22 protein-coding genes are annotated in these 22,661 nt (G+C 69.0%); 12 read left to right on the plus strand and 10 right to left on the minus strand.

The genetic code is table 11. The features are described 5' to 3' along the window. Nucleotides 1-99: 99 nt before the first annotated feature. From ABZV91_RS10815 to ABZV91_RS10860, 10 genes are all read right to left on the minus strand, one after another. Nucleotides 100-1,017 (minus strand): alpha/beta hydrolase family protein, encoded by a 918-nt coding sequence (locus tag ABZV91_RS10815; RefSeq protein WP_355238959.1) that lies wholly within the window; start codon nucleotides 1,015-1,017, stop codon nucleotides 100-102. Nucleotides 1,018-1,236: 219 nt separating this feature from the next. Beyond that, on the minus strand, nucleotides 1,237-2,085 hold the full coding sequence (locus ABZV91_RS10820; RefSeq protein WP_355238707.1) for a mycofactocin-coupled SDR family oxidoreductase: 849 nt from the start codon (nucleotides 2,083-2,085) through the stop codon (nucleotides 1,237-1,239). Next, entirely contained in the window at nucleotides 2,060-3,682 is a 1,623-nt protein-coding gene (locus tag ABZV91_RS10825; RefSeq protein ID WP_355238710.1) for a class I adenylate-forming enzyme family protein, read from the minus strand. The genes ABZV91_RS10820 and ABZV91_RS10825 overlap by 26 nt, the downstream gene beginning before the upstream one ends. After that, on the minus strand, nucleotides 3,682-4,383 hold the full coding sequence (locus tag ABZV91_RS10830; RefSeq protein WP_355238713.1) for an ATP-binding cassette domain-containing protein: 702 nt from the start codon (nucleotides 4,381-4,383) through the stop codon (nucleotides 3,682-3,684). The genes ABZV91_RS10825 and ABZV91_RS10830 overlap by 1 nt, the downstream gene beginning before the upstream one ends. Then, the gene (locus ABZV91_RS10835; RefSeq protein ID WP_355238716.1) at nucleotides 4,380-5,165 is read right to left on the minus strand and encodes an ATP-binding cassette domain-containing protein; all 786 of its coding nucleotides are present in this window, start codon (nucleotides 5,163-5,165) and stop codon (nucleotides 4,380-4,382) included. The genes ABZV91_RS10830 and ABZV91_RS10835 overlap by 4 nt, the downstream gene beginning before the upstream one ends. A 5-nt stretch (nucleotides 5,166-5,170) precedes the next feature. After that, nucleotides 5,171-6,163 (minus strand): branched-chain amino acid ABC transporter permease, encoded by a 993-nt coding sequence (locus ABZV91_RS10840; protein WP_355238719.1) that lies wholly within the window; start codon nucleotides 6,161-6,163, stop codon nucleotides 5,171-5,173. Continuing rightward, nucleotides 6,163-7,038: a branched-chain amino acid ABC transporter permease gene (locus ABZV91_RS10845; RefSeq protein ID WP_355238722.1), complete on the minus strand. Its 876-nt coding sequence runs from the start codon at nucleotides 7,036-7,038 to the stop codon at nucleotides 6,163-6,165. The genes ABZV91_RS10840 and ABZV91_RS10845 overlap by 1 nt, the downstream gene beginning before the upstream one ends. Then, complete coding sequence (locus tag ABZV91_RS10850) at nucleotides 7,035-8,237, minus strand: ABC transporter substrate-binding protein (protein ID WP_355238725.1); 1,203 nt, start codon at nucleotides 8,235-8,237, stop codon at nucleotides 7,035-7,037. The genes ABZV91_RS10845 and ABZV91_RS10850 overlap by 4 nt, the downstream gene beginning before the upstream one ends. Before the next feature lie 116 nt (nucleotides 8,238-8,353). Continuing rightward, nucleotides 8,354-9,037, minus strand: coding sequence for a helix-turn-helix domain-containing protein (locus ABZV91_RS10855; RefSeq protein ID WP_355238728.1), 684 nt, complete (start codon nucleotides 9,035-9,037; stop codon nucleotides 8,354-8,356). 130 nt (nucleotides 9,038-9,167) lie between these two features. Next, nucleotides 9,168-10,307 (minus strand): XdhC/CoxI family protein, encoded by a 1,140-nt coding sequence (locus ABZV91_RS10860; protein WP_355238731.1) that lies wholly within the window; start codon nucleotides 10,305-10,307, stop codon nucleotides 9,168-9,170. Between the two features lie 222 nt (nucleotides 10,308-10,529). Between ABZV91_RS10860 and ABZV91_RS10865 the strand changes: the two genes are divergently transcribed. From ABZV91_RS10865 to ABZV91_RS10920, 12 genes are all read left to right on the plus strand, one after another. Continuing rightward, nucleotides 10,530-11,072 (plus strand): MarR family transcriptional regulator, encoded by a 543-nt coding sequence (locus tag ABZV91_RS10865; protein WP_355238734.1) that lies wholly within the window; start codon nucleotides 10,530-10,532, stop codon nucleotides 11,070-11,072. A gap of 306 nt (nucleotides 11,073-11,378) precedes the next feature. Continuing rightward, nucleotides 11,379-12,350: an ABC transporter substrate-binding protein gene (locus tag ABZV91_RS10870; RefSeq protein ID WP_355238736.1), complete on the plus strand. Its 972-nt coding sequence runs from the start codon at nucleotides 11,379-11,381 to the stop codon at nucleotides 12,348-12,350. A gap of 1 nt (nucleotide 12,351) precedes the next feature. Continuing rightward, nucleotides 12,352-12,951: a (2Fe-2S)-binding protein gene (locus tag ABZV91_RS10875; protein ID WP_355238739.1), complete on the plus strand. Its 600-nt coding sequence runs from the start codon at nucleotides 12,352-12,354 to the stop codon at nucleotides 12,949-12,951. Then, nucleotides 12,948-15,365, plus strand: a complete 2,418-nt coding sequence (locus ABZV91_RS10880) for a xanthine dehydrogenase family protein molybdopterin-binding subunit (protein ID WP_355238742.1) — start codon at nucleotides 12,948-12,950, stop codon at nucleotides 15,363-15,365. The genes ABZV91_RS10875 and ABZV91_RS10880 overlap by 4 nt, the downstream gene beginning before the upstream one ends. 199 nt (nucleotides 15,366-15,564) lie before the next feature. Then, nucleotides 15,565-16,407 (plus strand): aspartate dehydrogenase domain-containing protein, encoded by an 843-nt coding sequence (locus ABZV91_RS10885; RefSeq protein ID WP_355238745.1) that lies wholly within the window; start codon nucleotides 15,565-15,567, stop codon nucleotides 16,405-16,407. A gap of 180 nt (nucleotides 16,408-16,587) precedes the next feature. Beyond that, entirely contained in the window at nucleotides 16,588-18,186 is a 1,599-nt protein-coding gene (locus ABZV91_RS10890) for an aldehyde dehydrogenase (protein WP_355238749.1), read from the plus strand. Between the two features lie 12 nt (nucleotides 18,187-18,198). Continuing rightward, nucleotides 18,199-18,540 (plus strand): RidA family protein, encoded by a 342-nt coding sequence (locus ABZV91_RS10895; RefSeq protein ID WP_039829140.1) that lies wholly within the window; start codon nucleotides 18,199-18,201, stop codon nucleotides 18,538-18,540. A gap of 44 nt (nucleotides 18,541-18,584) precedes the next feature. After that, the gene (locus tag ABZV91_RS10900; protein ID WP_355238752.1) at nucleotides 18,585-19,103 is read left to right on the plus strand and encodes a cupin domain-containing protein; all 519 of its coding nucleotides are present in this window, start codon (nucleotides 18,585-18,587) and stop codon (nucleotides 19,101-19,103) included. Nucleotides 19,104-19,135: 32 nt separating this feature from the next. Continuing rightward, nucleotides 19,136-20,089 carry a PDR/VanB family oxidoreductase gene (locus tag ABZV91_RS10905; RefSeq protein WP_355238755.1) on the plus strand — a complete coding sequence of 318 codons (954 nt, stop codon included), beginning with the start codon at nucleotides 19,136-19,138 and terminating at the stop codon, nucleotides 20,087-20,089. A gap of 28 nt (nucleotides 20,090-20,117) precedes the next feature. Further along, nucleotides 20,118-21,080, plus strand: coding sequence for a VOC family protein (locus ABZV91_RS10910; protein ID WP_355238758.1), 963 nt, complete (start codon nucleotides 20,118-20,120; stop codon nucleotides 21,078-21,080). Between the two features lie 16 nt (nucleotides 21,081-21,096). Further along, nucleotides 21,097-21,924, plus strand: coding sequence for an alpha/beta hydrolase (locus ABZV91_RS10915; RefSeq protein WP_355238761.1), 828 nt, complete (start codon nucleotides 21,097-21,099; stop codon nucleotides 21,922-21,924). Next, nucleotides 21,921-22,661 (plus strand): SDR family oxidoreductase, encoded by a 741-nt coding sequence (locus ABZV91_RS10920; RefSeq protein ID WP_355238764.1) that lies wholly within the window; start codon nucleotides 21,921-21,923, stop codon nucleotides 22,659-22,661. The genes ABZV91_RS10915 and ABZV91_RS10920 overlap by 4 nt, the downstream gene beginning before the upstream one ends.

Consider the following 22,661-nt stretch of genomic DNA (forward strand, 5'->3'; position numbering starts at 1 on the left):
CGCCCCGCCCGGCGCGCCCGGGGGCGAAGTCGCCCCCGGCCCGGTGCGGCCGTCCGCGGCGAATGCGCGACCGTTCTCGGACGCCTGGGTGAGTAGGCCTCAGTGGGCCCCGAGTGCGTCCAGGATCATCGGGCGCGCGGTGGCCAGTGCCCGGCCCCAATAGGGCCAGGTATGGGTGCCGTCGACGATATCGATACGGGCCGGGATACCCAGTGCCGCGATCCGGTCACGGAAGATCTGGGTGCCGACCGCGGCCGTCGCCTCCAGCCCCATGGCGTTCATCGTGTTGCCGACCCCGAACGGTACATCGGGAGCGCCGGGGCTGCCGTTGCCGGCCGAGACGTACATCGGCAGCCCGCGCAGCAGTTCGGCCTGCACGGTCGGGTCGTTGCGGCTCCAGGCGGGGTCACCGATCGGCCCCCACATATCGTCCACATTGAACCGGCCCTCGTCCCACATCGCGGCGCGGACCGCTTCGTTCCACAGGGGGAAGGTCGGATTCAGGAACCCGGAGAACGATCCGGCGAACTTGAACTGGTCGCGGTGGTACGCGGCCAATGTCAGGGCGGCCCCGCCGCCCATGGAGGCGCCGACGATGGCCTTGTTGGTCCGCGACACCCCGTACCCGGCCAGGAAGTCGGGCAATTCACGGGTGAGGAAGGTTTCCCACTTGTACGTCTCGGCCTGGCCGTTGGTCCCGCTGGGCCGGTACCAGTCGGTGTAGAAACTGGACCGGCCGCCGACCGGGAACACCAGGGTGACATTGTCGCCCGCGAACTGGCGCAGGGCGTCGGTATCACTGGTCCACTGACTGTGATCGGCCGGGGCGCGGAGGCCGTCGAGCACGTAGAGCGCCGCACTGCCACCGCGCGCCGCCCACTGCACCTGGACCTTGATCGGTCCCATACCGGACGGCACGAAGAGCTCTTCGTAGCCTCCGCCCGGGGCCCGTAGCACCGGGGTGCCGATCGGGGACGCGCTGACCACTGCCCCGCCCACCCAGGTGGTCAGGACCATCGACGCAACAACCGCGGCGGCTCTGCGCAGCCGCTTCCGCACCACCCACCGACTCTGCGTTCGCACCCGCTACTCCTCATTGGTCTCGGATACCGGACGGGTGAGCACGCTACCGAAGCAACCCGGATTCGCCCGCGCGCCGCACAGGCGTCTGCCGAATTTTTCCGCTTTCGCCGGAACAGTGCCCTTCCGCGCGTGCGCCTCGCGAACCCGCAGGTCTCATGGCATCCGGGCAGTGCCACCCAACCCCACGTCGATCACCGTTCCGGTGACGTAGCGCCCGCTCTCGCCGACGAGATGGCCGACGGCGTCGGCGACCGCTTCCGGCGGGCACCACGGGATCCGCATGGGGCTCATCCGCGCGTAGCGCTCTTCGATGTCCTGGCGGGAGGGATGGTCGAGATCGGGGGCGAACAGGGAATACAGGGCCGGATTGTGGAGCATCGGGGTGTCCACATTGGTGGGGCATACGACATTCGCCGTGATACCGCTTTCCGCGTATTCGAGGGCCACGGATTTGACGAGCCCGATCACGCCCCATTTCGACGCCGAGTAGTGGGCGAGGTTCGGGGTGCCCTGCCGGCCGCTCATCGAGGAGATGGCCACGATCCGGCCCCAGCCGGTGGCCATATGGGGGAGTACCGCCCGGAGGCAGTGGAAGGTGCCGGTCAGGTTGGTGGCGAGCATATCGGCCCATACGGCATCGGAGAGTTCGGTGACCGGCGCGAAGCCGACGATGCCCGCGGAGGTGACGAGGATGTCGATACTTCCGGTCTCCGCGGCGACGGTCGCGGCGAACGCCGTGACCGCGGCGGAGTCGCGGACATCGAGCACACCGGTGTGACAGGCCCCGCCGTCCGCGTCGATCAGCCGCGCGGTTTCGCTCAGGTCGTCCTCGGTGGCCAGCGGATAGGGGGCGGTATCGCTGGGCGCGCAGAGGTCCGCGAGCCATACCGTGGCACCACGCCGGGCCAGTGCCCGGCCGATCGCCCGGCCCTGCCCCCGTGCGGCCCCGGTGACGATCGCTGTGCGCCCGCCGAGGTCACCGCTGGCTGCGTCGTCCGTCATCGTCGTCTCCCGCACTCGTTACGACCAACTGCTCGACCCGCGCTTTGGCGATCTTCCCGCCCGGCGCCAACGGCATGCTCTCCAGTACGCGCAGCCGTTCCGGCAGATACTCCCGGGTGATGCCCTGGGCGCGCAGCCAGGTGTTGAGATCCGCGAGCGACAGCCGATCGGCCCCAGGAGCCAGTGTCACCGCCGCGCACAGCCGCTCCCCGAACAGCGGGTCGGGGACGCCGACCGCGGCGACCATCTCCACCGCGGGATGCTCGCGGATGAAATCCTCCACCTCCAGCGCGGAGATGTTCTTGCCGCCCCGGATGATCAGGTCCGCCAACCGGCCGACCACGCGCAACCGGTCGGAGTCGTCGACTTCGACGATATCGCCGAGCCGGATCCAGCCGTCGTCGGTGAACAGTTCGGCGTTGGCGGCGTCGTCGTTCCAGTAGCCGGGGGACATGAGTGGCCCGCGGACCGCCGGTTGCCCGCGCCGGACACCCGGACCCGCGGTGCCGTCGTCGAGGACGCGGACGTTCATCGCCTCGATGAGCCGGCCACCGGTGCCGAGCCGGGTTTCGTCGTCGTCGTGGACGGTGGTCGCGCTCGCCGCGCCGGTTTCGTTGGAGCCGTAGAACTGGAGGACCAACGCGCCGGTGGCGTCCTCGAAACGCCGGGCCTCCGCGTAGGGCACGGCCTCACCGCCGGTGAACATGACGCGCAACGTGTCGGCCCGGGATATCGCGCGGTCCGGGGTTTGCAGCATCATCCGGAACTGGGTGCTCACACAGGCGAGGAGGGTGGCGCGGTGCTCGGCCATCAGGTCGATGGCGACCGCCGGGTCGAAGCGGTGCATCACCAGCGCGGGCCGACCGAGGAGCGCGGGCAGGAAATGCGAGGTCCACAGCCCGAATCCGAAGGGGGCGGGCACAAACGCGGCGACGGTCTCCCGGGCGCCCATCTCCGCGTTCCGGCAGGCGATCGCCGCGAACGCACTCCACCGTCGCTGGGTCTGCATGACGAGTTTCGGCCGGCCCGTGGTGCCGGACGTGCTGTTGAGCAGACATACATCGTCCACCGAGAAGTCTCGGACCGGTGCCGGGCGGCCCGCGCGCTCCACGGCGCCCTGGACGCCGACCTGTAGCCCGTCGACGATCACCAGGTGCGCCGGAGCCGCATTGCGGGCCCGTAGTGCTTCCGACAGCTCCGATACGGGGACACCTCGGTTCTCGCGGGCGGTCACGAGCACGGTGGACCCGGAAGCCGACATCAGATGCGCGACTTCCGCCGGGCCGGACCGGGCCCCGACGGCGACCGCGAGGATCCCCGCGCGGTAGGTGCCGACGAGCGTGGCGTGGAATTCCACGGTGTCGGGCAGATACACCGCGACCGCGGGGATCTCGCCGAGCGAGAGCAGTGCCGCGCAGACCCGCTCGGCGAGGCGATCGTAGTCGGCCCAGGTGGTGGTCCCGGCCGGGCTGATGTAGGCGGGTTCGTCCGCGCGGGTGCGGGCCCGATGGCGGACGAGATCGCTCACGGCGTAGTCGGTGTATGCCTCCGGGGCCGCTGTGAATCCGGGGAGATCGGCCAAGGGTACGTGTTCCATCACAGAGCTTCCTCGAGCACACCCATGGCGGCTCGGTAGGCGGTGTCGAGTGCACCGGGGTCGTCCTGCGGCGCGGACAGGGAGCCCCGGACCATGACGTACCCGCGGTCGACGATCCGGGCCACCCGGTGCAGCGCCGGTTCGGCGACCAGTACGGTGATCCCCGAATCCGCCAGGCCGCGTACGTGATCGAGCAGTTCCCCGGCGATCTTGGGGGAGAGTCCGGTGGTCATCTCGTCGAGCAGCAGCGCGCGCGGCCGTACCAACAGGGCCCGGGCGAGCAGCAGCATCTGTTGCTCCCCGCCGGAGAGGACACCGGCGAGCTGTTTCGACCGTGTCCGCAGGATCGGGAAGCGGTCGAACGCGGTATCGAGCACGTCGTTGCGAGCGCCCAGCAGCCGGGCCCCGATCTCCAGGTTCTCCCGAACCGTCAAGCGCGGGAACAGTTGCCGCCCCTGCGGCACGAACGCGATCCCGGCGCGCAGCCTCTTGCGGGCGGGCGCGCCGCTGAGGTCGTTGTCGTCGACGAGGACGGTCCCGGTCGTCGGTGTACTGCCGAACAGCGCGGACAGCAGGCTCGACTTTCCGGCGCCGTTCGGCCCGACCACCGCCGTGACCTCCCCGGACCGTGCCTCGAGCGCCGTCTCCCGGACCGCGACGGCCTTTCCGTAGCGGACGCCGATTCCGCGGGCGGTGATCATCGGGCCTCCTGGGTGGTACCGAAGTACACCGAGCGCATCTCGGTGCTGCGCATACAGTCCTGCGGGGTGCCGGTGAACGCCACGGCACCGTCGGCCAGCAGCACCACCGAGTCGGCGAGTTCGGCGATCAGGTCGACATTGTGATCCACCAGGACCACCGAATGGCCGCCGTCACGCACCTGCCGGACCGCGTGCGAGATCGCCGCGATCCCGTCGGTATCGGACCCGGCGAAGGGTTCGTCCAGCAGCAGTACCCGCGGCCGCGCGGCCATGGCGCGGGCGATTTCGACGAGCCGCTGGGAGCCCAGGCCGAGGCTGCCGGTGGGAACACGTTCGGTGGTGACGCCGTATTCCGCGGCCACGGCGGCCGCGGTGTCCAGTACCGAGCGGGGCGTGCCCGCGAGCCCGCGCAGGAACGCGCGCACCGACGCCCCGTAGGAACCGATCGACCGGCCGACGACGCCGGGCACGATGTTCTCGACCGGAGTCAGTTCCAAAGCCAGTTGCGGGTGCTGGAACGTGCGGGCCAGGCCTGCTCGCGCGCGGGCCGCGGGTCCGGAGGGCAGGGTACGGCCGTCCACGTGCACCGTCCCCGCGTCGGCGGATTGAGTGCCCACGATGCAGTCGACCAGGGTGGTCTTCCCGGCGCCGTTGGGGCCGACCAGTCCGAGGACGCTGCCGGCCGGCAGGTCGAAACTCACCTGGTCCACAGCGGTGACGCCGCCGTAGCGCTTGGTCACACCCCGCACCGACAGCAGGGTCGCGGGGTCCGCGGGTGCCATCACTGTCACCTCCTGTCCTGATTCCGGGACGGTACGAACCGTTCGAAGGCCCGATGGGTCCAGCCGATGACACCGCCGGGGGCGAGCAAGAGGATGACCAGTACGACCACCGACAGGAGCAGCTCGCCCGAACCCTGGTAGCCGGGCATGTTCAGGCTGACGCCGACGACGATCAGCGCCCCCAGCGGAGCGCCCCAGGCCGAACCGCGACCACCGATGATCGGCATGAAGATGGCGAGGAACACCAGGTCCAGGCCGAAGGTCTCCGGGGTCACCGCCTGCACCGACGCGGTGAACAGGGCACCTCCGGTGGAGGCGATCGCCGCGCCGGAGGCCAGCGCCACCACGGTCAGGTGGGTGGGGGAGATACCGGTGGACCGCACCGCCGGCGCGTTCTCGCGCGCGGCGGACAAGGCCAGACCCCAGGCCGAGCGGCGCAGGCGGTCGATGAACACCGCCACCACGCAGACGAACCCGATCGCGGCCACCACCTGGACGTAACGCGGAGGTTCCCAGCCGAACAGGGAGGGCACCGGAATACCGGAGATTCCCGACGCCCCGCCGGTGATCGTGGTGGCGTCGCCCAGCCAGTGTTCGAATGCGATGGCGAACAGCAAGGTCACGGCGGCGAGGTAGAACCCCGACAGCTTCCTGGTCGCGACCGCGAGTACGAGAGCGACCACGGCGGCGATCACCATGCCGGCGAGCCAGCCCCACCACGGCGACCACCCCTGTTTCACCGAGAGGTAGGCCACCGCGTACGCGCCGATGGCCGCATAGGCGCTGTACGCCATGGACAGTGAGCCGGCCAGCACGAAGGGCAGGTACATGCCCAGCGCCACCAGCGCGTAGGTGGCGGCGAGGAAGACGAGGTCCTGCCGGTACAGGCTCGGTCCCATCCACAGCAGCACCACGGCGACGACGGCGAGGCATACGCCGAGTTCCGCGAGGACGGTCCGCGCGGCGGGTTTGGTGGTCGCGATCGCGGAAACGGCCATCACACACGCACCTTTCGTTGGAACAGGCCTTCGGGCCGGAACGCGAAGAACACGAGGGCGACGAGGAAAACGCCGATCGAACTGCCGGTGGCGCCGAAATAGAAACTGCCGAAAACCTGTACCCAGCCCAGTGCCAGCCCGCCGATCAACGGCGCCCACGGTTTCCCGGTGCCGCCGACGACCAGTGCGAGGAAACCCGTCAGCGTCCAGGACAATCCACTGGTGAACTGGGCGCCCGATTTCGCCGCGAAGACCACTCCCGCGATTCCGGCGATCGCGCCGGAGAGCCCGAACGCCCACAACCGGACCCGCGTGACGTGCACGCCGATCATCCGGGCCGCGTCGTGATTGTCACCCACCGCGCGCAGCAACTGCCCGGTGGTAGTGCTGTGTAACCAGAGAACAGTGGCCGACAGGACCATCACGGTGACGACGATGATGGTCGCCGTCGTGCCCTGTACCGAGACCGGGCCCAGGTGGAAATCCGGCAGCGGCAACAGGTTCGGCACCGCGACCGGGGTCCGGCCGAAGACCGTGCCCGCCAGTTGCTGAATGGCGAACAGTGTCGCGGTCACCGCGACCAGGGCCGGGAGTTCGGCGCCGCCGGACCGGCGTTGCACCGGCCGGACCACCACCATCTCGGTCACCAGCGATATTCCCACGGCCGCCACGACTCCCAGTACCGCGCCGGCGAAGATCGGCACACCCCACTGAGCCGACACGTATCCCGCCAGCAGGCCCGCGGCCATCGCGTACGGTCCCGCGGCGAAGTTGAAGAACGACGCGCCCACCACCACCAGGTAGATCGACAAGGCGACGAGTGCGAAGAAGCAACCGATCTCGGCGCCGGCCAGCCACAACTGTGGATCGCTCATCGTTCGGATCCCTTCGGTGCGCACTCCGGCTGGTACTCGGCCCAGGGGCCGGCCGGGGTGTTGTCGGCACCGAATTCGATGAGCACCAGCCCGCAGGCCGAATCCGGGGCGATATGGTCGTCCGGCGCGAACGACAGGGTCAGCGGCGCCTGGCCGAAACTCGCCGGAATGCCGCGGACCTGCTGCATGGCCTGGTTGAGGCGCTGCCGATCGGTATGGGTCCCGGCGAGCTCGATCGCCCGCGCGAGCAGCATCACCGCGTCGTAGGCCTGGGCGTCGTAGGCGGTGAGGGAGTAATTCGGTCCCTTCGCGGTGCGCAGCCAGTTCTGCAGTTCGGTGGTCCGCGGATTGTCGTCGCTCAGGCTGCCCATGTAGACCAGGCCGTCGAGCGAACCGGGCGCGGCGAGCTTCCACGACCGCGGCTGGTTTCCGATCGACGCCAGTGAGAACCGTTGCAGTCCGGGCGCCAGCCGATGCACCGTGTTCTGCGCGAGCAGTTCGAAGTTCCCGCCGACGCTTGCGACGAGGACGACGTCGGGATCACTGTCGAGCAGCCGGCTGACCCCCGCGGTGAGATCGGCCGCGTCGACGGCCGCCTTCTGGGTGCCGACGATATCGATGCACCCGCGCAGCTTGGGATAGAGCGTATCGAGGATGCCCGCGATCGCCGGACTCGAATCGGCCAGCACGCCGAGCCGCTTCCGGCCCTGCGCGGCGAAGGCGCCGCAGTAGACATCGGCGTACTGGGCCAGCGGATTGGGCACCATATAGGCGTACTCGTTACCAGGCGGACCGGCGACCGCGTCGGTGAGCGCGGTGGGCGCGATGGTGACTACCTCGGTGGATTGCGAAATCTGTTTGGCCTGGAGTGCCGATCCGCTCCCGGTCGCCAGGATGACGGCGGACGCGCCCTGGTCGACCAGCTTGCGAATGATGGACGGGGTGTTGGTCGGACTGCTCTCGTCGTTCTCCACCACCAGCCGGACCTCTTTGCCGCCGATCCCACCCCCGGCATTGAGCCGATCGACCGTGGCGCGGACGGTGTCACCGGCGATCGTCGAATACGACGCACCCGGCCCGGTCGAATCCTCGTCCATGCCGATGACGATGTAGTCGTCCACCGGTTCACGGACCTGAGCGCATCCGACCGGCAGCAGCGCCGCGGCCAGCACCCAGGAAAGAATCCGGGTACGTCTCATGAGACCACCACCAATCAAGCACACGCTTGGTCATAGCCAAGCGACTGCTTGAGAGTGTGTCCTGCGCCACTGCTGCTGTCAACGGGTTGCCGCGAAAGCGGTCGAGCGAAACCGGGTTACGGTTCGTCGACCAGGCGTTTCGACAGATCCTCCAGTCGGCGCTCGATGCGGTCCAGTCGATCGGTGATCGCCGCGGCGTCGCCCGCCGGGGCACCGGACGCGCGGGCCTCCGGTGCGGCACCGCCGTCGACAAAGGCGGCCACCACGGTGTCGGTCACCTCGTCGCGCCGCTGCGACAGATGTTCCCGGTGGTAGCGGATCGACCACCACACACCCTCGCGCAGCATCCGCGCGAACTCGACCGGGTCGAGTCCGGCGCGCAGTTCCCCGCAGGTACTGGCCCGGGTCGCGGCGTCGATCCAGAACGTGTGCGCTTCCCGGACCGCGTGCGCGATCTCCGCGGGCGCGCCCGGCCCGTGATATGCCTTTTCGTTCTGATAGATCTCGGTCGCGTACGGATGTGCCTCGGCGATCTCGATCGAGGAATAGACCAGTGCGCGCAACTCCTCCCGCATCCCGTTCACGTGGGGGAGCACGGATCGGTAGCGGGCGTTCAGGTCGGTCAGGAAGTCGTCGAGGATCGCGAACGCGATCGCATCCTTGGACGGGAAGTGGTGGTAGAGGCTCCCGGACAACATCCCGACACCCTCGGCGATATCCCGGACGCTGGTCCCCGCTACTCCGCGCTCGACGAAAAGCCCGGCGGCGACACGTTTGATCTGGTCTCGGCGGCTCACCATTCGCCCATGCTTACCGTCGACGGCGACGCCTGTCGAGCGGCCGCGCACCCGCTTCGTCCGCGGTGCCTCGTTCAGCGCTGCCCGGTCGCCGCACCGGCCTCCCGGAGCTGGGCGCACGGCAGGTCGGGACCTACCGTTGCGGCCGGAGAACCCGGGTGTCCCCCGGGTCCGGCTCCGGTGGGTGGATCGGGCCCGCGATACGTCCGAGCGGCGTTCCGCTGCCGCCGCGGCGCAGGGCGATGACCTCCGCGAGAATGGAGACGGCGGTCTCCTCCGGAGTCGCGGCGCCCAGATCGAGACCGATCGGTGAGGACAGCCGACTCAGCTCGGCTTCGGTCACCCCGGCACCGCGGAGACGTTCCATTCGGTCGGTATGGGTCCGCCTGCTGCCCATGGCGCCCACGTAGCCCGCGTCGGAGCGCAGGGCGATCTCGAGGGCCGGAACATCGAAGCGCGGATCGTGGGTGAGTACGCAGATGGCGGTGGACGGCGTGATCGCCGCCTGCTTCAGATAGTCCTGAGGCCACATCACGACCACTTCGTCGGCATCCGGGAACCGTTCGGGAGTCGCGAAAACCGGCCGGGCGTCGCACAGCGTCACCGAGTATCCCAGAAGTTTCGCCGCCCGGACGAGGGCGTGGGCGAAATCGACCGCGCCGAACACCAGCATGGCCGGCGGCCGCGCGATGGACGAGATCAGCACCGACACTGCGTTTTCGGCGCAGTCTCCGGTCTCGCCCAGCTGTACCGTCGTCGTGGTGCCGGCGTCGAGGTGCCGGGTGGCCCGGGCGAGAACTGCCGTATCCAGCAGGGGATCGCCGCAGCTGCCGGCCCAGGAGGTACCCGAGGTGACGATCGGCCTGCCCAGGAGGGCGCCCTCGGAGACGACGGTCGCCGTCGCGACCGGCCGGCCCGCCGCGACGCTGTCCGCGACCAGGGCGAGGCCGGGGATATCCGTCGGGCCCGCGCGTTGGACGAGCACATCCATCGAGCCGCCACACATCAACGCGACCGATCCGGCGCCGGCATCGTCGACCGCGTACCGGCGTACGGTCGCTTTCCCCGTGGTCATCACCTCGGTGGCGAGATGGAAGACATCGCTTTCGACGCAGCCTCCCGACATGCTGCCGACAACGGTCCCGTCTCGCGCGACGGCCATCACGGTGCCGACGGGCCGCGGAATCGAACCCTCGGATCGGATGATTGTGGCCAGGGCGCAGTCGATTCCGGTTGCCTGCCATCGGGCCACGGTGTTCAGCACCTCGCGCATCCGGACTACCCTCTGCCTTGTCGTGCCGGTCCACGTACCGTCGATCGGTACGCGGTTCGCGGCCGGTGGTCGCTGTCGGCGTTCCTGTCGTCTCCGCGACCGAGTTGTGCCGGCGAGACGATCGCCGGAGTCCCACGCTGGTGGGATGATAGAAAAGATCGTACAGTACCTTTGCGCAAAGGTAAGTCAGCGGGCGACGAGAGATGGGTTGTGGCAGGGGCAGTGACGGAAAACTCGGACGGTGTCGGCGAGATCATCCGGCAATGGGCCCAGTCGCGGCCCGAACTCGATGTCTCCGCATTGGAGATCTTCGGCCGCATGCATCGCAGTTTTCTGCTCTATCGCTCGCGGATCAACGGGGTGTTCGAGCAGTTCGGCACCAATGAGGCGGGGTTCGACGTCCTCGCGTGCCTGCGCCGCGCGGAGCCGGACTTCCGGCGCACGGCGGGTGAGCTGGCGAAGCAGACGCTCGTCACGACCGGGGGCCTGACGCTGCGGGTCAACCGGCTGGAAGAGGCCGGGCTGGTGCTGCGGGAACGAGACCCCGAGGACGCCCGGGTGGTCTATGTGACGCTGTCCGACGCGGGGCGCGATCTCGTGGACCGGGTCGCCGACGCGCACTTCGCCGAACTCGCGCGGATGCTGGTGGGCCTGGATGCCGACCAGAAAACTCAGCTGGCGGGGCTGCTCACGGTGCTGGAGGGGTCACTGCGGACGGCCGAGCTGCCGGTGGGGGAGGGCGACGCGGTCGATCGCTCCGCCTGAGCGCCTGCTCTGCGCGCTCCCGGATCTCACGATCTGGGAGCGTTCGTCGTTTTCGGGGACTTCTTCGGGAAAACTCTCCGGCATTTTTTATGGGGGCCGTCACACCGCGATCCGCGGTGTGACCTGCATCTCTCTGCTCGGGGCGGCAGATTCCGGCGGGGTTAACCGCCTGTTAATCATCGAATTCCCGCCCATTCGGCGTTGACCTCTTAGCGGTAAGGAAGTACAAATCTCTTGCAGCCAAGATGTTCGGCTACCGCGGCGGAATCGGCCCGGTCGCCACCCTCGTCCCGACAGGAGACGTTCATGACGACAATCCGCCTCGCGGCCGCGGCCCTGCTGGCCGGCTCCGCCCTGGTTCTGAGCTCGTGCAGCGGTTCCGGCGAGCGCCCCGCCGCGGCCACCGACGGCACCCTCGAGCAGACCGAGGTCTCGGTGGGCGTCCTGCCGCTGGCCGATTACGCGGCGGTGTACTGGGCGGACGAGAAGGGCTATTTCGAGAAGGAGGGGCTCACGGTGACGCTCGAGCCGATCCAGGGTGGCCCCATCGGCATCCAGAAGGTCGCCTCGGGGGAACTCGACTTCAGCATCGCCAACTCGATCTCCGCGGCGATCGCGCAGTCGCGGAAGACGCCGATCACGACCGTCGCGCATACGGCCTCGCTCGGTGACGGTAGTGGGATCCTGTACGTGAAGCCGGATTCACCGATCCGGTCGCTGGCCGATATCGACGGCAAGACCGTCGGCGTGAACACCACCAACAACATCGGCGATGTCACCATCGGCAACCTCGCGGCCGACCAGGGCGTCGATATCGAACCGCGATACGTCGAGGTGCCGTTCCCCGAGATGTTGCCCGGGGTGCAGGCCGGGTCGATCGACGTCGGGTACGCCCCCGAGCCGTTCTCCTCGGCCGCGCGCGGCGCCGGGATGCGGGAGATCGCGGACCTCACGACGGACACCAACAACGCACTGCCGGCGTCGATCTTCGTCGCGGGCGACGATTTCGTGGACGCCAATCCGGACACCACCGCGGCGTTCGCTCGCGCGATCTACGCCGCCGGCGCCGATATCTCCGCCCACGAGGCCGATTTCCGCAGCTGGCTGCCCGGTGTCGCCAAGGTTCCGGCGGAGGTGGCGCAGTCGATGTCGCTGCCGATCTTCGCGTCGAGTATGGATCCGGCGAAGATGCAGTCCGTCGCCGAGATGCTCGCCGCTCAGGGGCGGATCCCCGAGGGCTTCGACGTCACCCCGCACCTCATCACGCTCGAGGACTGAGATGAATCTCCTCCGTGAGCCGCTCGGCCGGAAGCAGCAGATGACCGACCGCATGTGTGATCCCGATGCCGAGACGAGACCGGCCGGCGCGCAAGCTCCGCCGAGTACGCTCGACACCTCGATAGAGTTCAGCCTCAACGGCGAGAAACAGCACCGCAGAATCGATTCGAGCGCGGTCCTGCTCGATGTGTTGCGCGACGACTTCGGCTGCCGGGGTGTGCGGCGTTCGTGTGAGCGCGGTGTCTGCGGGGCCTGCACGGTACTGGTCGACGATGTACCGGTCGCCTCCTGCTCGACATTCGCGTTCGCGGTCGACGGCGCCGCTGTGGAGACCGTCGAGGGGCTGACGGCCGCGGACGGAACGCTCTCGCCGCAGCAGCGGGCGTTCGCCGAATGCGGTGGTTACCAGTGTGGTTTCTGTACTTCCGGGATGCTGATGCTGACCACCGGTCTGCTGCGCCGGGAGCCCCGGCCCGACCGCGGCACCATTCGCGAATGGATCAGTTCGAACACCTGCCGCTGCACCGGCTACGAAATGATCCTGGAATCCGTCGAACGCGCGGCGGAACTGACGGCCGCGCAGGAGGGGGATCGCGAATGACGGCGGTATCGGATCGGTCGGCGGCCTCCGGCCCGGTGGTCCAGGCCCGCACCCACCTGGTCGAGGACGGGGAAACGGCCGGCGGATACCGGATTTACGAATTGCCCACGGCACCAACGGAACACCGGGTGGTCGGCCGGGACGGCCCGCGCGCGGACGCGACGGCGAAGGTGACCGGGCGGGCCGTGTACGGCGCCGATATCGTGCGCCCGGGCATGCTGCACGCGAAGGTGCTGCGCAGTCCGCACGCGCACGCCCGCATCGTCGCCATCGACACCGCGGCCGCCCGGGCGCTGCCGGGTGTCACCGCCATCGTGACCCAGGACGAGATCGACGGCTTGCAGTGCTACGGGACGATGGTCAAGGACCAGCCGGTGGTCGCCACCGGTGTCGTCCGCTACGTCGGCGACGTGGTGGCCGCGGTCGCCGCCGTCGACGAGCGCACCGCGCTCGCGGCGCTGGACCTCATCCGGGTCGAGTACGAGGTGCTGCCGGCGGTGTTCACCGTGGCCGACGCGCTCGCGGAATCGGCGCCGGTCATCCATCCGGACGAGCCGTTCGGGGTGATCCCGAAGTACGGGCAGGGCGCGTCGGCGTCCTTGCGCAGTGAACCGAATGTGAGCTACGAGTTCCGTTACCGCACCGGCTCGCCCGACGTCTGGGAGGCGTGTGACCACATCTTCGAGGACACTTTCGAGTTCTCGCGGATGAACCATATGCATCTCGAACCGTTCGTGACCGTCGCCGAGGCGAGCGCCGACGAGATCGAGGTATGGACCTCGACGCAGGCGCCGTTCAACCTCCGCAAGGAACTCGCGCGTGTCTTCGGGCTGCCGGAGAACCGGATCCGCGTCCATGTGCCGCTGATCGGTGGTGGTTTCGGCGCGAAGAACGGACCCAAGGCCGATCCGGTCGCGATCCGGCTCTCCCAGCTCAGCGGCGGGCGGCCGGTCCGGTTCTGTATGACCACCGAGGAGGTGTTCCTCACGGTCTCGCAGCACGCGGCGACGCTCATCGTGAAATCGGGTGTGCGCGCCGACGGTACGTTCGTCGCCCGGCAGTCGACGGTGCTGCTCAACGGCGGTGCCTATGCCGAGCACAGTCCGGCGGTCGCGGAGAAGGCCGGTTACCGGATACCCGGCGCCTACCGCTGGCAGCACATCGATTCGGTGTGCAAGGTCGTCACCACCAATACCGTGCCGGCCGGGGCCTACCGGGGTTTCGGTGGTACCCAGGCGACATGGGCCAGTGAGCGGCAGGTGGATCTCATCGCCGATCGCCTCGGACTGGACCCCTACGAACTGCGGGTGCGCAATCTCAAAGCACTCGGTGAGGAGTTCGTGCCGGGGGAATCCGGGATCGACTCCGACCTGGCGGCGGGGTTGCGACTGGTGGCCGACGCGATCGGTTACCACGGGCGTGCTCGCACCGGGAACCGGGGGATGGGCGTATCGGTCGGCGTCAAGGACGGCGGCGGTATCAACAAACCGGCGATGGCCAGGGTCAAGGTCACCACGCGGGGCGATGTCCTGCTCAACTGCGCGCTCACCGAGATGGGGCAGGGTGGGCACTCCGCGATGGCGCAATTGGTCGCCGAGGTGCTGCGCTGCGATCCCGCCCGGGTGGCCTACGCGCGCATCGATACCGACAACACCCCGTTCGACCAGGGGACCAACGCCTCCTCGGGAGTCGCGGTGATGGGGCAGGCGGTGCGGACGGCGGCCGAGAAGCTCCGGGATCAGGTACTCGACTGGGCCGGTACGCAGCTCGCCGTCGATCCCGCGGTGCTCGAGCTCGTGAACTGGCATGTGCACACACCCGACGGGACCGTGCACGACCTGTTCCCGATGATCATGGACGTCTTCGGGAACACCGGATTCGAGTTCTCCGCCGACGGTTTCTACAAGGCGCGCAACGATCACCGCGCGCCGCTCGAGGCACCGTGTGTGTTCTGGGAGATCGGCTGGGCGGCCGCCGAAGTGGAGGTCGACCCCGAGACAGGCCGGATCACCGTGCTGCAACTGGCGGTCAGCGGTGACGCCGGCAAGGTCATCAACAAGATCGCGTGCCGTGGTCAGGACGAAGGGGCCGCGGTGTTCGGACTGGGACAGGCATTGTTCGAAGAACTCCGGTACGACCCGGACGGCGAACTGCTCAATGCCGAGGCGCTGCTCTACCGGGTGCCGCTCGCCGAGGATATTCCCGAACGGTTCGTCTCGATCACACAGGAGCAGGGCCACGGCGCGGGACCGTTCGGCAGCAAGGGCATGGGGGAGGGCGGGATGCTCCCCGTCGCCAGTGCCATCGCCCAGGCCGTCGCCGACGCGGTGGGCGTTCAGCTCACCGAGCTCCCGCTGTCACCGCAGCGGGTCTACGAGGCGATCGCCGCGCGCGGAGCGGAGGGGGTGCGATGAGGCGGGCCCCCTCCGGCGCCGCGGCCTCCGCCGTCCGTGTACAACCGTTTCCGAAGGGGCATGATGAGGCGATACCTCCGCGTACACTGCGGTTTCTGCCGACCGCGGCCGATCGACTCCGAGGGGGTGCGATGAGGCGTTACCTCCGCCCACGCCGCAGCCTCCACCGACCAGAGGTAACTCTTTCCAAGGGGGCGCCATGACTTCGGGATACCACGGCGCGCGCCGGGCCGCTGCGGTGCTCGAAGGCCGGGGGCCGGTGCGGGTATGCGTGCTCGGTTACGGGAGTATCGGCGCGGTCGTGGCCGATCGGCTCGTCCGCGGCGATGTGCCCGGTGCCGAGCTGGTCGGGATCGTCAATCGGTCCCCGATCGGCAATCCCCCGGCGCCCGTGCTCTCGCTCGCGGACGCACTCGAGATCGCGGATGTGGTGGTCGAATGCGCCTCGCAGGAGGCGGTCCGGGAAGTCGGCCGGCAAGTGGTCGACGCGGGGTGTGATCTGCTGGTGTCGTCGGTCGGGGCGCTGTCGGACCCCGCTTTCGCGCAACAGGTCGCGGATAGTGGACCGGGCCGGGTCGTGTGTACACACGGCGCGGTCGGCGGTCTCGACCTGCTCGCCGCCGCACGCGACGCCGCGCCGTTCGACCACGTGCTCGTCCGGTCGACGAAATCGCCGGGATCACTGGTACAACCGTGGATGGACGCAGCGGAGCGGCGCCGGATCGGTACCACGACGACGCGGCTGCGGGTATTCGCGGGTAGTTCGGCCGAGGCGGCGCGGTTGTTCCCGAAATCGCTCAATGTCGCGGCCGCGGTGAGTTTCGCGGTGAGCGACTGGGAGACGGTCTCGGTCGAGTTGTACGCCGATCCGGACGCGGACCTGACCTGTCACGAGATCGAGGCCTCGGGGCCGATCGGCAGGTACTCGATCAAGATCGAGAATCTGCCGAGCGCGGACAATCCGCGGACCAGCGCGGTGGTGCCGTACTCGATCCTGCGGACGCTGGCGCACCTGACCGGCTCCCCGAATCTCATCGCCTGACCGGTCCGCTCGACACGACGTCGAGTGCCCGGAAGCGGCCCGGACCGGGCCCGTTACGACAAATTCACGCAGACATCTTGACGCAAAGTATCTTATAGCTCAGACTCTTTTACCGGAGGGATTCGGAGCGGTGACTGCCCCGGACAAGTGCTGCGACAGAGGGAACGGATGAAGACTCCGATGGACTTACAGAGCAGCACGAGCACCCGTTCGCCGCGTGCGGCGAGCGAGATCTCCGCCTTCGGGCCGGAAGTCGTGCCCGCCGGCACCGCGAACCTCGATCGTTCGTGGGCGGCCGGACCGGTCCCCGACACGGCCGACGAGATCTTCGTGGCCGGCCGGTGGGTGCGCGGCTCGGGCAAGGTCATCGAATCGGTCGATCCGGCCACCGGCCGGATCTTCGCCCGCCTGCACGGTGCCGTCGCAGATGATGTCGACCGGGCCGTCGACGGCGGTCTGCGGGCCGTCGCGAGTTCCGGCTGGGCGCACCTGCTGCCGCACGAGCGCGCGGCCGTCCTGTACCGCATCGGCACCGCGATAGAGGCCAACATCGACCGCATCGCCGCCCTGCAAACCGTCGACACCGGAAAGACGCTGGCCGAGACCAGCGCACTCGCGCGCAGTGCCGCCGGCACCTTCCGGTTCATGGCGTCGGCGCTCGAGACCATGGAGGAGGCGATCACGCCCCGGCGGGGCCCGTTCCTCACCTTCGCGACTCACGAGCCGATGGGCGTCGTCGGCGCCATCACGCCGTGGAACTCGCCGATCGCCTCGGACGCGCAGAAGATCGCCCCGGCTCTCGCCGCGGGAAACGCGGTCGTCGCCAAACCGCCGGTGTGGGCGCCGTGGGTGACCCTGTTGCTGGCTCGGCTGGCGGAGGAGGCAGGACTGCCGCCCGGGCTGCTGTCGGTGCTGCCCGGTCCGGGCCGGACCGTCGGCGACGCGCTCGCCCGGCATCCGGGCATCGGCAAGATCTCGTTCACCGGTGGCACCGCGACCGGTCGTGCGCTGGCACATGTCGCCGCGGAGAAGCTGATGCCGATCACGCTGGAACTCGGCGGCAAATCGCCCACCATCGTCTTCGCCGACGCCGACCTCGATCAGGCGCTCGCCGGCGTGCTGTACGGCATCTTCTCCTCGTCGGGCCAGAGCTGTATCGCCGGTTCGCGGGTCTTCGTCCAGCGCGCGGTCTACGACGAGTTCGTCGACCGCCTCGTCGCGGCGACCACGGCACTGCGGGTGGGACCGGGTACCGATCCGCGTACGCAGGTGGCGCCCATGGTCACCCGCGAACACCGGGACGGGGTCGCGGCGATGGTCGACGACGCGGTGCGCGCGGGCGCGACAGTGCTGTGCGGCGGCGCCGCACCCGCGGATCCCGCACTCGCCGACGGCGCCTACTACCTGCCCACCGTGCTCACCGGTGTGCCGAACAGCGCGACGATCTGCCAGGAGGAGATCTTCGGGCCCGTCGCCGTCGTGCTCCCGTTCGAGGACGAGGCCGACGTCGTCGTCCAGGCCGACGACACGGTGTTCGGCCTGGCCTGCGGGATCTGGACCTCGGATTACCGGCGTGCCTGGCGCACGGCCCGCGCCGTCCAGGCCGGAACGGTGTGGATCAACACCTATAAGCAGTTCAGCATCTCGACCCCCTTCAGCGGGCTGAAGGACAGCGGAATCGGGACCGAGAAGGGCCGCGACGGAATCCGGTCCTACATGAACCAGAAGAGCATCTACCTCGACGTGTCCGGGCAGCCGCTGCCCTGGGCAGGTCTGTGAGAAGGGAGCACCATGAGCGCTCATCCCTACAGCCCGGCCTTCGGTATCGCCGGCTTCGGATTCGTCTCCGGCGCACTGTCGGTCGATGAGGACGGGGTCGCGGTCCCCGGCCGCCGGGAGGCTCTCGAAGCCGCGATGGCGCGGCTGAGCGAGCGGCTCTCGACCATCGATATGACGCTCGAGCACGTCGTGAAGACCACCTATTTCGTCACCGACGTCGCCCTGCGGGACGAGGCGAACCGGCACTACGAGGCGGTGTTCGCCGAACCGCGTCCGGCGCGGTCGTTCGTCGAGGTCGCCGCGCTGCCCTACGGCGCGACGGTCGAGATCGAGGCCATCGCCCACCGCGGGTAGCGCACCCGCGTCCCACGGATCACCCACAGAGGAAGGCACACATCATGTCCAGCACCGAAAAGACCGGCGTCGATCTCGAAGCCCTGATCGACTCCTGCATCGCCGCCGCCGACACCCGCTACGAGGACTGGGACACGCTCGGGTTCCAGGCGGCCAAGGGTGGTGACCGTTTCAAGCGGGCGCAGATCCGCTACATCGGCTCGGGTGCCACCGGCAACCACGACACCGACAACAACATCATCAAGGCCGACCACTTCACCTTCTCCAATATGCGCCTGCCCGCGGGCGCGGTCGGCCCCGAGCACACCCATCACGATGTCGAAGAGGTCTTCTACGTGCTGGAGGGAGAGATCGAGGTCGCCGTCCACGATGTCGAGGACGGAACGAAGAAGGCGGTGCGCACCCTCGGCTACCGCGACCTGATCCGCGTCCCCGCCGGGGTGCCGCGCAGCCTCGCGAACGTCTCCGACTCCGACGCGCTGTTCTGCGTCATCATCGGCACCCCCGAGCCGCAGCTGCCCACCTACCCGCCCAGCTCCGAAATGTACGGCGTCACGCGCTGATTCGAGTCCGGAAGAAGTACGAGGAGAGCCCGATGGACGAGCCGACGAGGCGGACGCTGCGCGTCCAGCAGAAGACCTGGGAAGCCGACGGTGTCATCAGCGTGACGTTCGCCGACCCGTCCGGTGCGCAGTTGCCCGCCTGGGAACCCGGCGCGCATCTCGCGCTGCATCTGCCGAACGGGCTCGTCCGGGAGTATTCGCTCTGCTCGGACCCGGCGGACCGGTCGCGCTGGACCGTGGCGGTGCTGCGCACCCCGGATTCGCGGGGCGGCAGCTCCCATATCCACGACCTGCTGCCGGTCGGCGGGCTGCTCGAGGTCGAGGGGCCCCGCCAGAACTTCGCGCTCGACACCGCGGCCCGCCACATCCTGGTCGCGGGCGGGATCGGGATCACCCCGATCCTGTCGATGGTGCGCACCCTGCACCGCGACGGCGCGGACTGGACGCTGCTCTACACCGGACGATCCCGGTCGACGATGGCGTTTCTCGAGGAGATCGGCTCACTGCCCGCCGACCGCGTGACGATCCACGCGGACGACGCGGCAGCGGGTCGATTCCCCGACCTCGCCGGGCTGCTCGGGGATATCGACGCCGATACCGTCGCCTATTGTTGCGGTCCCGAGGCGTTGATGTCGGCCTGCCGGGACGCGCTCCCGGACCCCGGACAATTGCGTATCGAGCGATTCAAGGCACCCGAACCGGTGGCCACCGGGGAGGACACGGCATTCGACGTGATCCTCGCCGGCAGCGGGCGCCGGATCCCGGTGGGCCCGGATGTCTCGGTCCTGAGCGCACTACAGAACGCCGGTGTGCCGGTGGAGAGCTCGTGCACCGAAGGTATCTGCGGAACCTGCGAGGTCGGCGTCGTCAAGGGCGATGTCGAGCACCGCGACTTCCTGCTCTCGCCCGAGGAACAGCAGACCGGCGGCACCATGTTCGTCTGCGTTTCCCGGTGCCGCTCCGCCGAACTCGTCCTCGACCTGTAACCGGTCACCCTCGACAGAAAGGTCGATCATGCGATTCTCCGGAACACCGGTCTGTACTCTGCGGGCGTTACGGTCGGTATCGGTCACGGTGCCCGATCCGGCCCGCTCGCGCGACTTCTATCACGAGGCCTGGGGGCTGAGCACCGTCGACGAAGACGGTGACACCTTCTGGTTGCGCGCCACGGGCAGCGAGCACCATGTGCTGCAACTGCGCGCCGGCGCCGGCAACGCGCTGGACCGGATCTCGTTCGCGCTCGGCACTCCGCGGGAGGTCGACGAGGCGGCCCGCGCACTCCAGAAGCTGGGCATCCCGCTTTTGCGCGAACCCGGTCCGCTCGACGACGCGGGCGGCGGTTACGGTCTGCAACTCGTCGATCCGGAGGGCCGCTGCCTGGAGCTGTCCGCCGATACGTTCGCCGTCTCGGCGCAGGAACCGGCCGGGCGCCGGGCGATCCCGCGCAAGCTCGCGCATGTCGTGCTCAACACCAGCGATATCGATCGCACCGCCGATTTCTATACCCAGGTGCTCGGTATGCGGATCTCGGACTGGTCCGAACACCAGATGACCTTCCTGCGCTGCAATTCCGACCACCACGTCATCGCCCTGAACCAGGCCGATTTCCCGTCGATCAACCACGTGGCCTACGAGATGGAGAGTCTCGACCATTTCATGCGGGGGCTCGGCAGCCTCAAACGCAGCGGCATCGTCCCGCAGTGGGGTCCCGGCCGGCACGGTCCGGGCGACAACACCTTCTCGTACTTCACCGATCCGGCCGGGCTGGTGTGCGAGTACACCTCCGAGGTGGCCCAGATCGACGAGGACCGCTGGCTGTGCCGGACCTGGAAGCGGACCCCCGAACTCTCCGACCAGTGGGGGACGGCCGGCCCGCCGACGACCACGGTCCGCGCGGCGATGGCCGGCGTACCCGATCTCGGGCATCGCGACCTGGTCACCGCGGGTATCGACGACTACTTCTACGGGGGACAGTGATGCGGCGGGTGCAGCCGTGACCGGGACGGCCGCGCCGGCCCGGAGCACCCGGTGGGTTTCGGCGCGGGGGATCTCGCTCGAAGTCCGCGGCGTGGGCGATCCGGTGCTGCTCCTGCACGGTATCGGCGGAAGTGCGGCAGCCTGCGGTGCGCTGGCCGAGGTGCTGAGCGCGCACGGCTACCGCACGTACTGCTGGGACGCACCGGGTTACGGGCGGTCCGCCGACCCCGCCCCGAGCGCGGACGGATCCACCACGGGCTACGACCACGCGCTGGTGGTCGCGGAACTGATCGCCGAACTCGGTGGCGGGCCCATACATCTGCTCGGCACGTCCTGGGGCGGGGTGATCGCGACCGCGGTCGCCGCCGCGCATCCGGCGTCGGTCCGTTCGCTCGTCCTGGCCGACAGCACCCGCGGCTCGGGGGTACACCCGGAGCGGGCACGGGCGATGCGGGCACGAATCGGTGAGCTGCGTGAACTCGGCGGACCGGCGTTCGCGGCGGCCCGCGCGCCGCGCCTGGTCTCGCCCGGCTGCGCCGAAGAGATCGCGCGCGCTGTGGAATCCGATATGGCACGGGTCCGGCTGCCCGGTTACACGGCCGCCGCCGAGTACATGGCCCGGACCGATACCGGGCCGAGCCTGGCCACCGTGATGGCACCCACGCTGGTGCTGGTCGGCGCGGACGACATAGTCACCGGCGTCGACGAGTCCCGGCTGCTGGCCGACGCGATTCCCGGGGCGCGTTTCGGGCTGATCCTGGGCGCCGGACATGCGGCTGTGCAGGAGAAGCCGGTCGAGACGGCCGCGCACATCCTGCGGTTCTGGAAGGAACTGGACGAATGAGCAGACTTGTCGTGGTCACCGGGGCCGGCCGTGGGCTGGGTTTCGCGATCGCCGAACGGCTGGCCGCCGCGGGGGACCGGGTGGTCATCGCGGAGATGCGCGCCGAACTGGCCGAAGGCGCCGAGAAGACACTGCGGGACAAGGGGTATGACGTCACCGCGGTGGTCACCGATATCGCCGACCGCGATTCGGTGGTGGCCCTCGCGAACCGGGTGGACGCCCTGGGTGGCGCGGAGGCGCTGGTCAACAATGCCGCACTCGCGGACGGTGTGGGTGGTGACGCGTTCTGGGAACTCGATGAGGGGTTCTTCCAGAAGGTGATGACCGTCAACGCGTTCGGGACCTGGCTGGTCAGTAAGCATCTCTTCGCCCAGCTGGCGCGGAGCGGCCACGGCGCCATCGTGAACATCGCCTCCGACGCCGCCCTGTACGGCTCACCCCGCCTGGTGCACTATGTCGGCTCCAAGGGCGCGGTCATGGCGATGACCCGCACGATGGCGCGGGACGGGGGCCCGCACGGGTTGCGGGTCAACGCCGTCGCTCCCGGCCTGACCAGGGTCGAGGCCACGGCCACGGTGCCGGCATCGCGGTATCGGCTCTATGCCGACAACCAGGTCCTGGACCGCGAACAGACCCCCGACGATGTCGCGGGCACGGTGCAGTTCCTGCTCTCGGACGCGGCGAGCTACCTGACCGGCCAGACGCTGGTGGTCGACGGCGGATTCGTCATGAACTGA

Origin of the sequence: Nocardia sp. NPDC004568 (genome assembly GCF_040609955.1) — a bacterium.
Lineage (GTDB): Bacteria > Actinomycetota > Actinomycetes > Mycobacteriales > Mycobacteriaceae > Nocardia.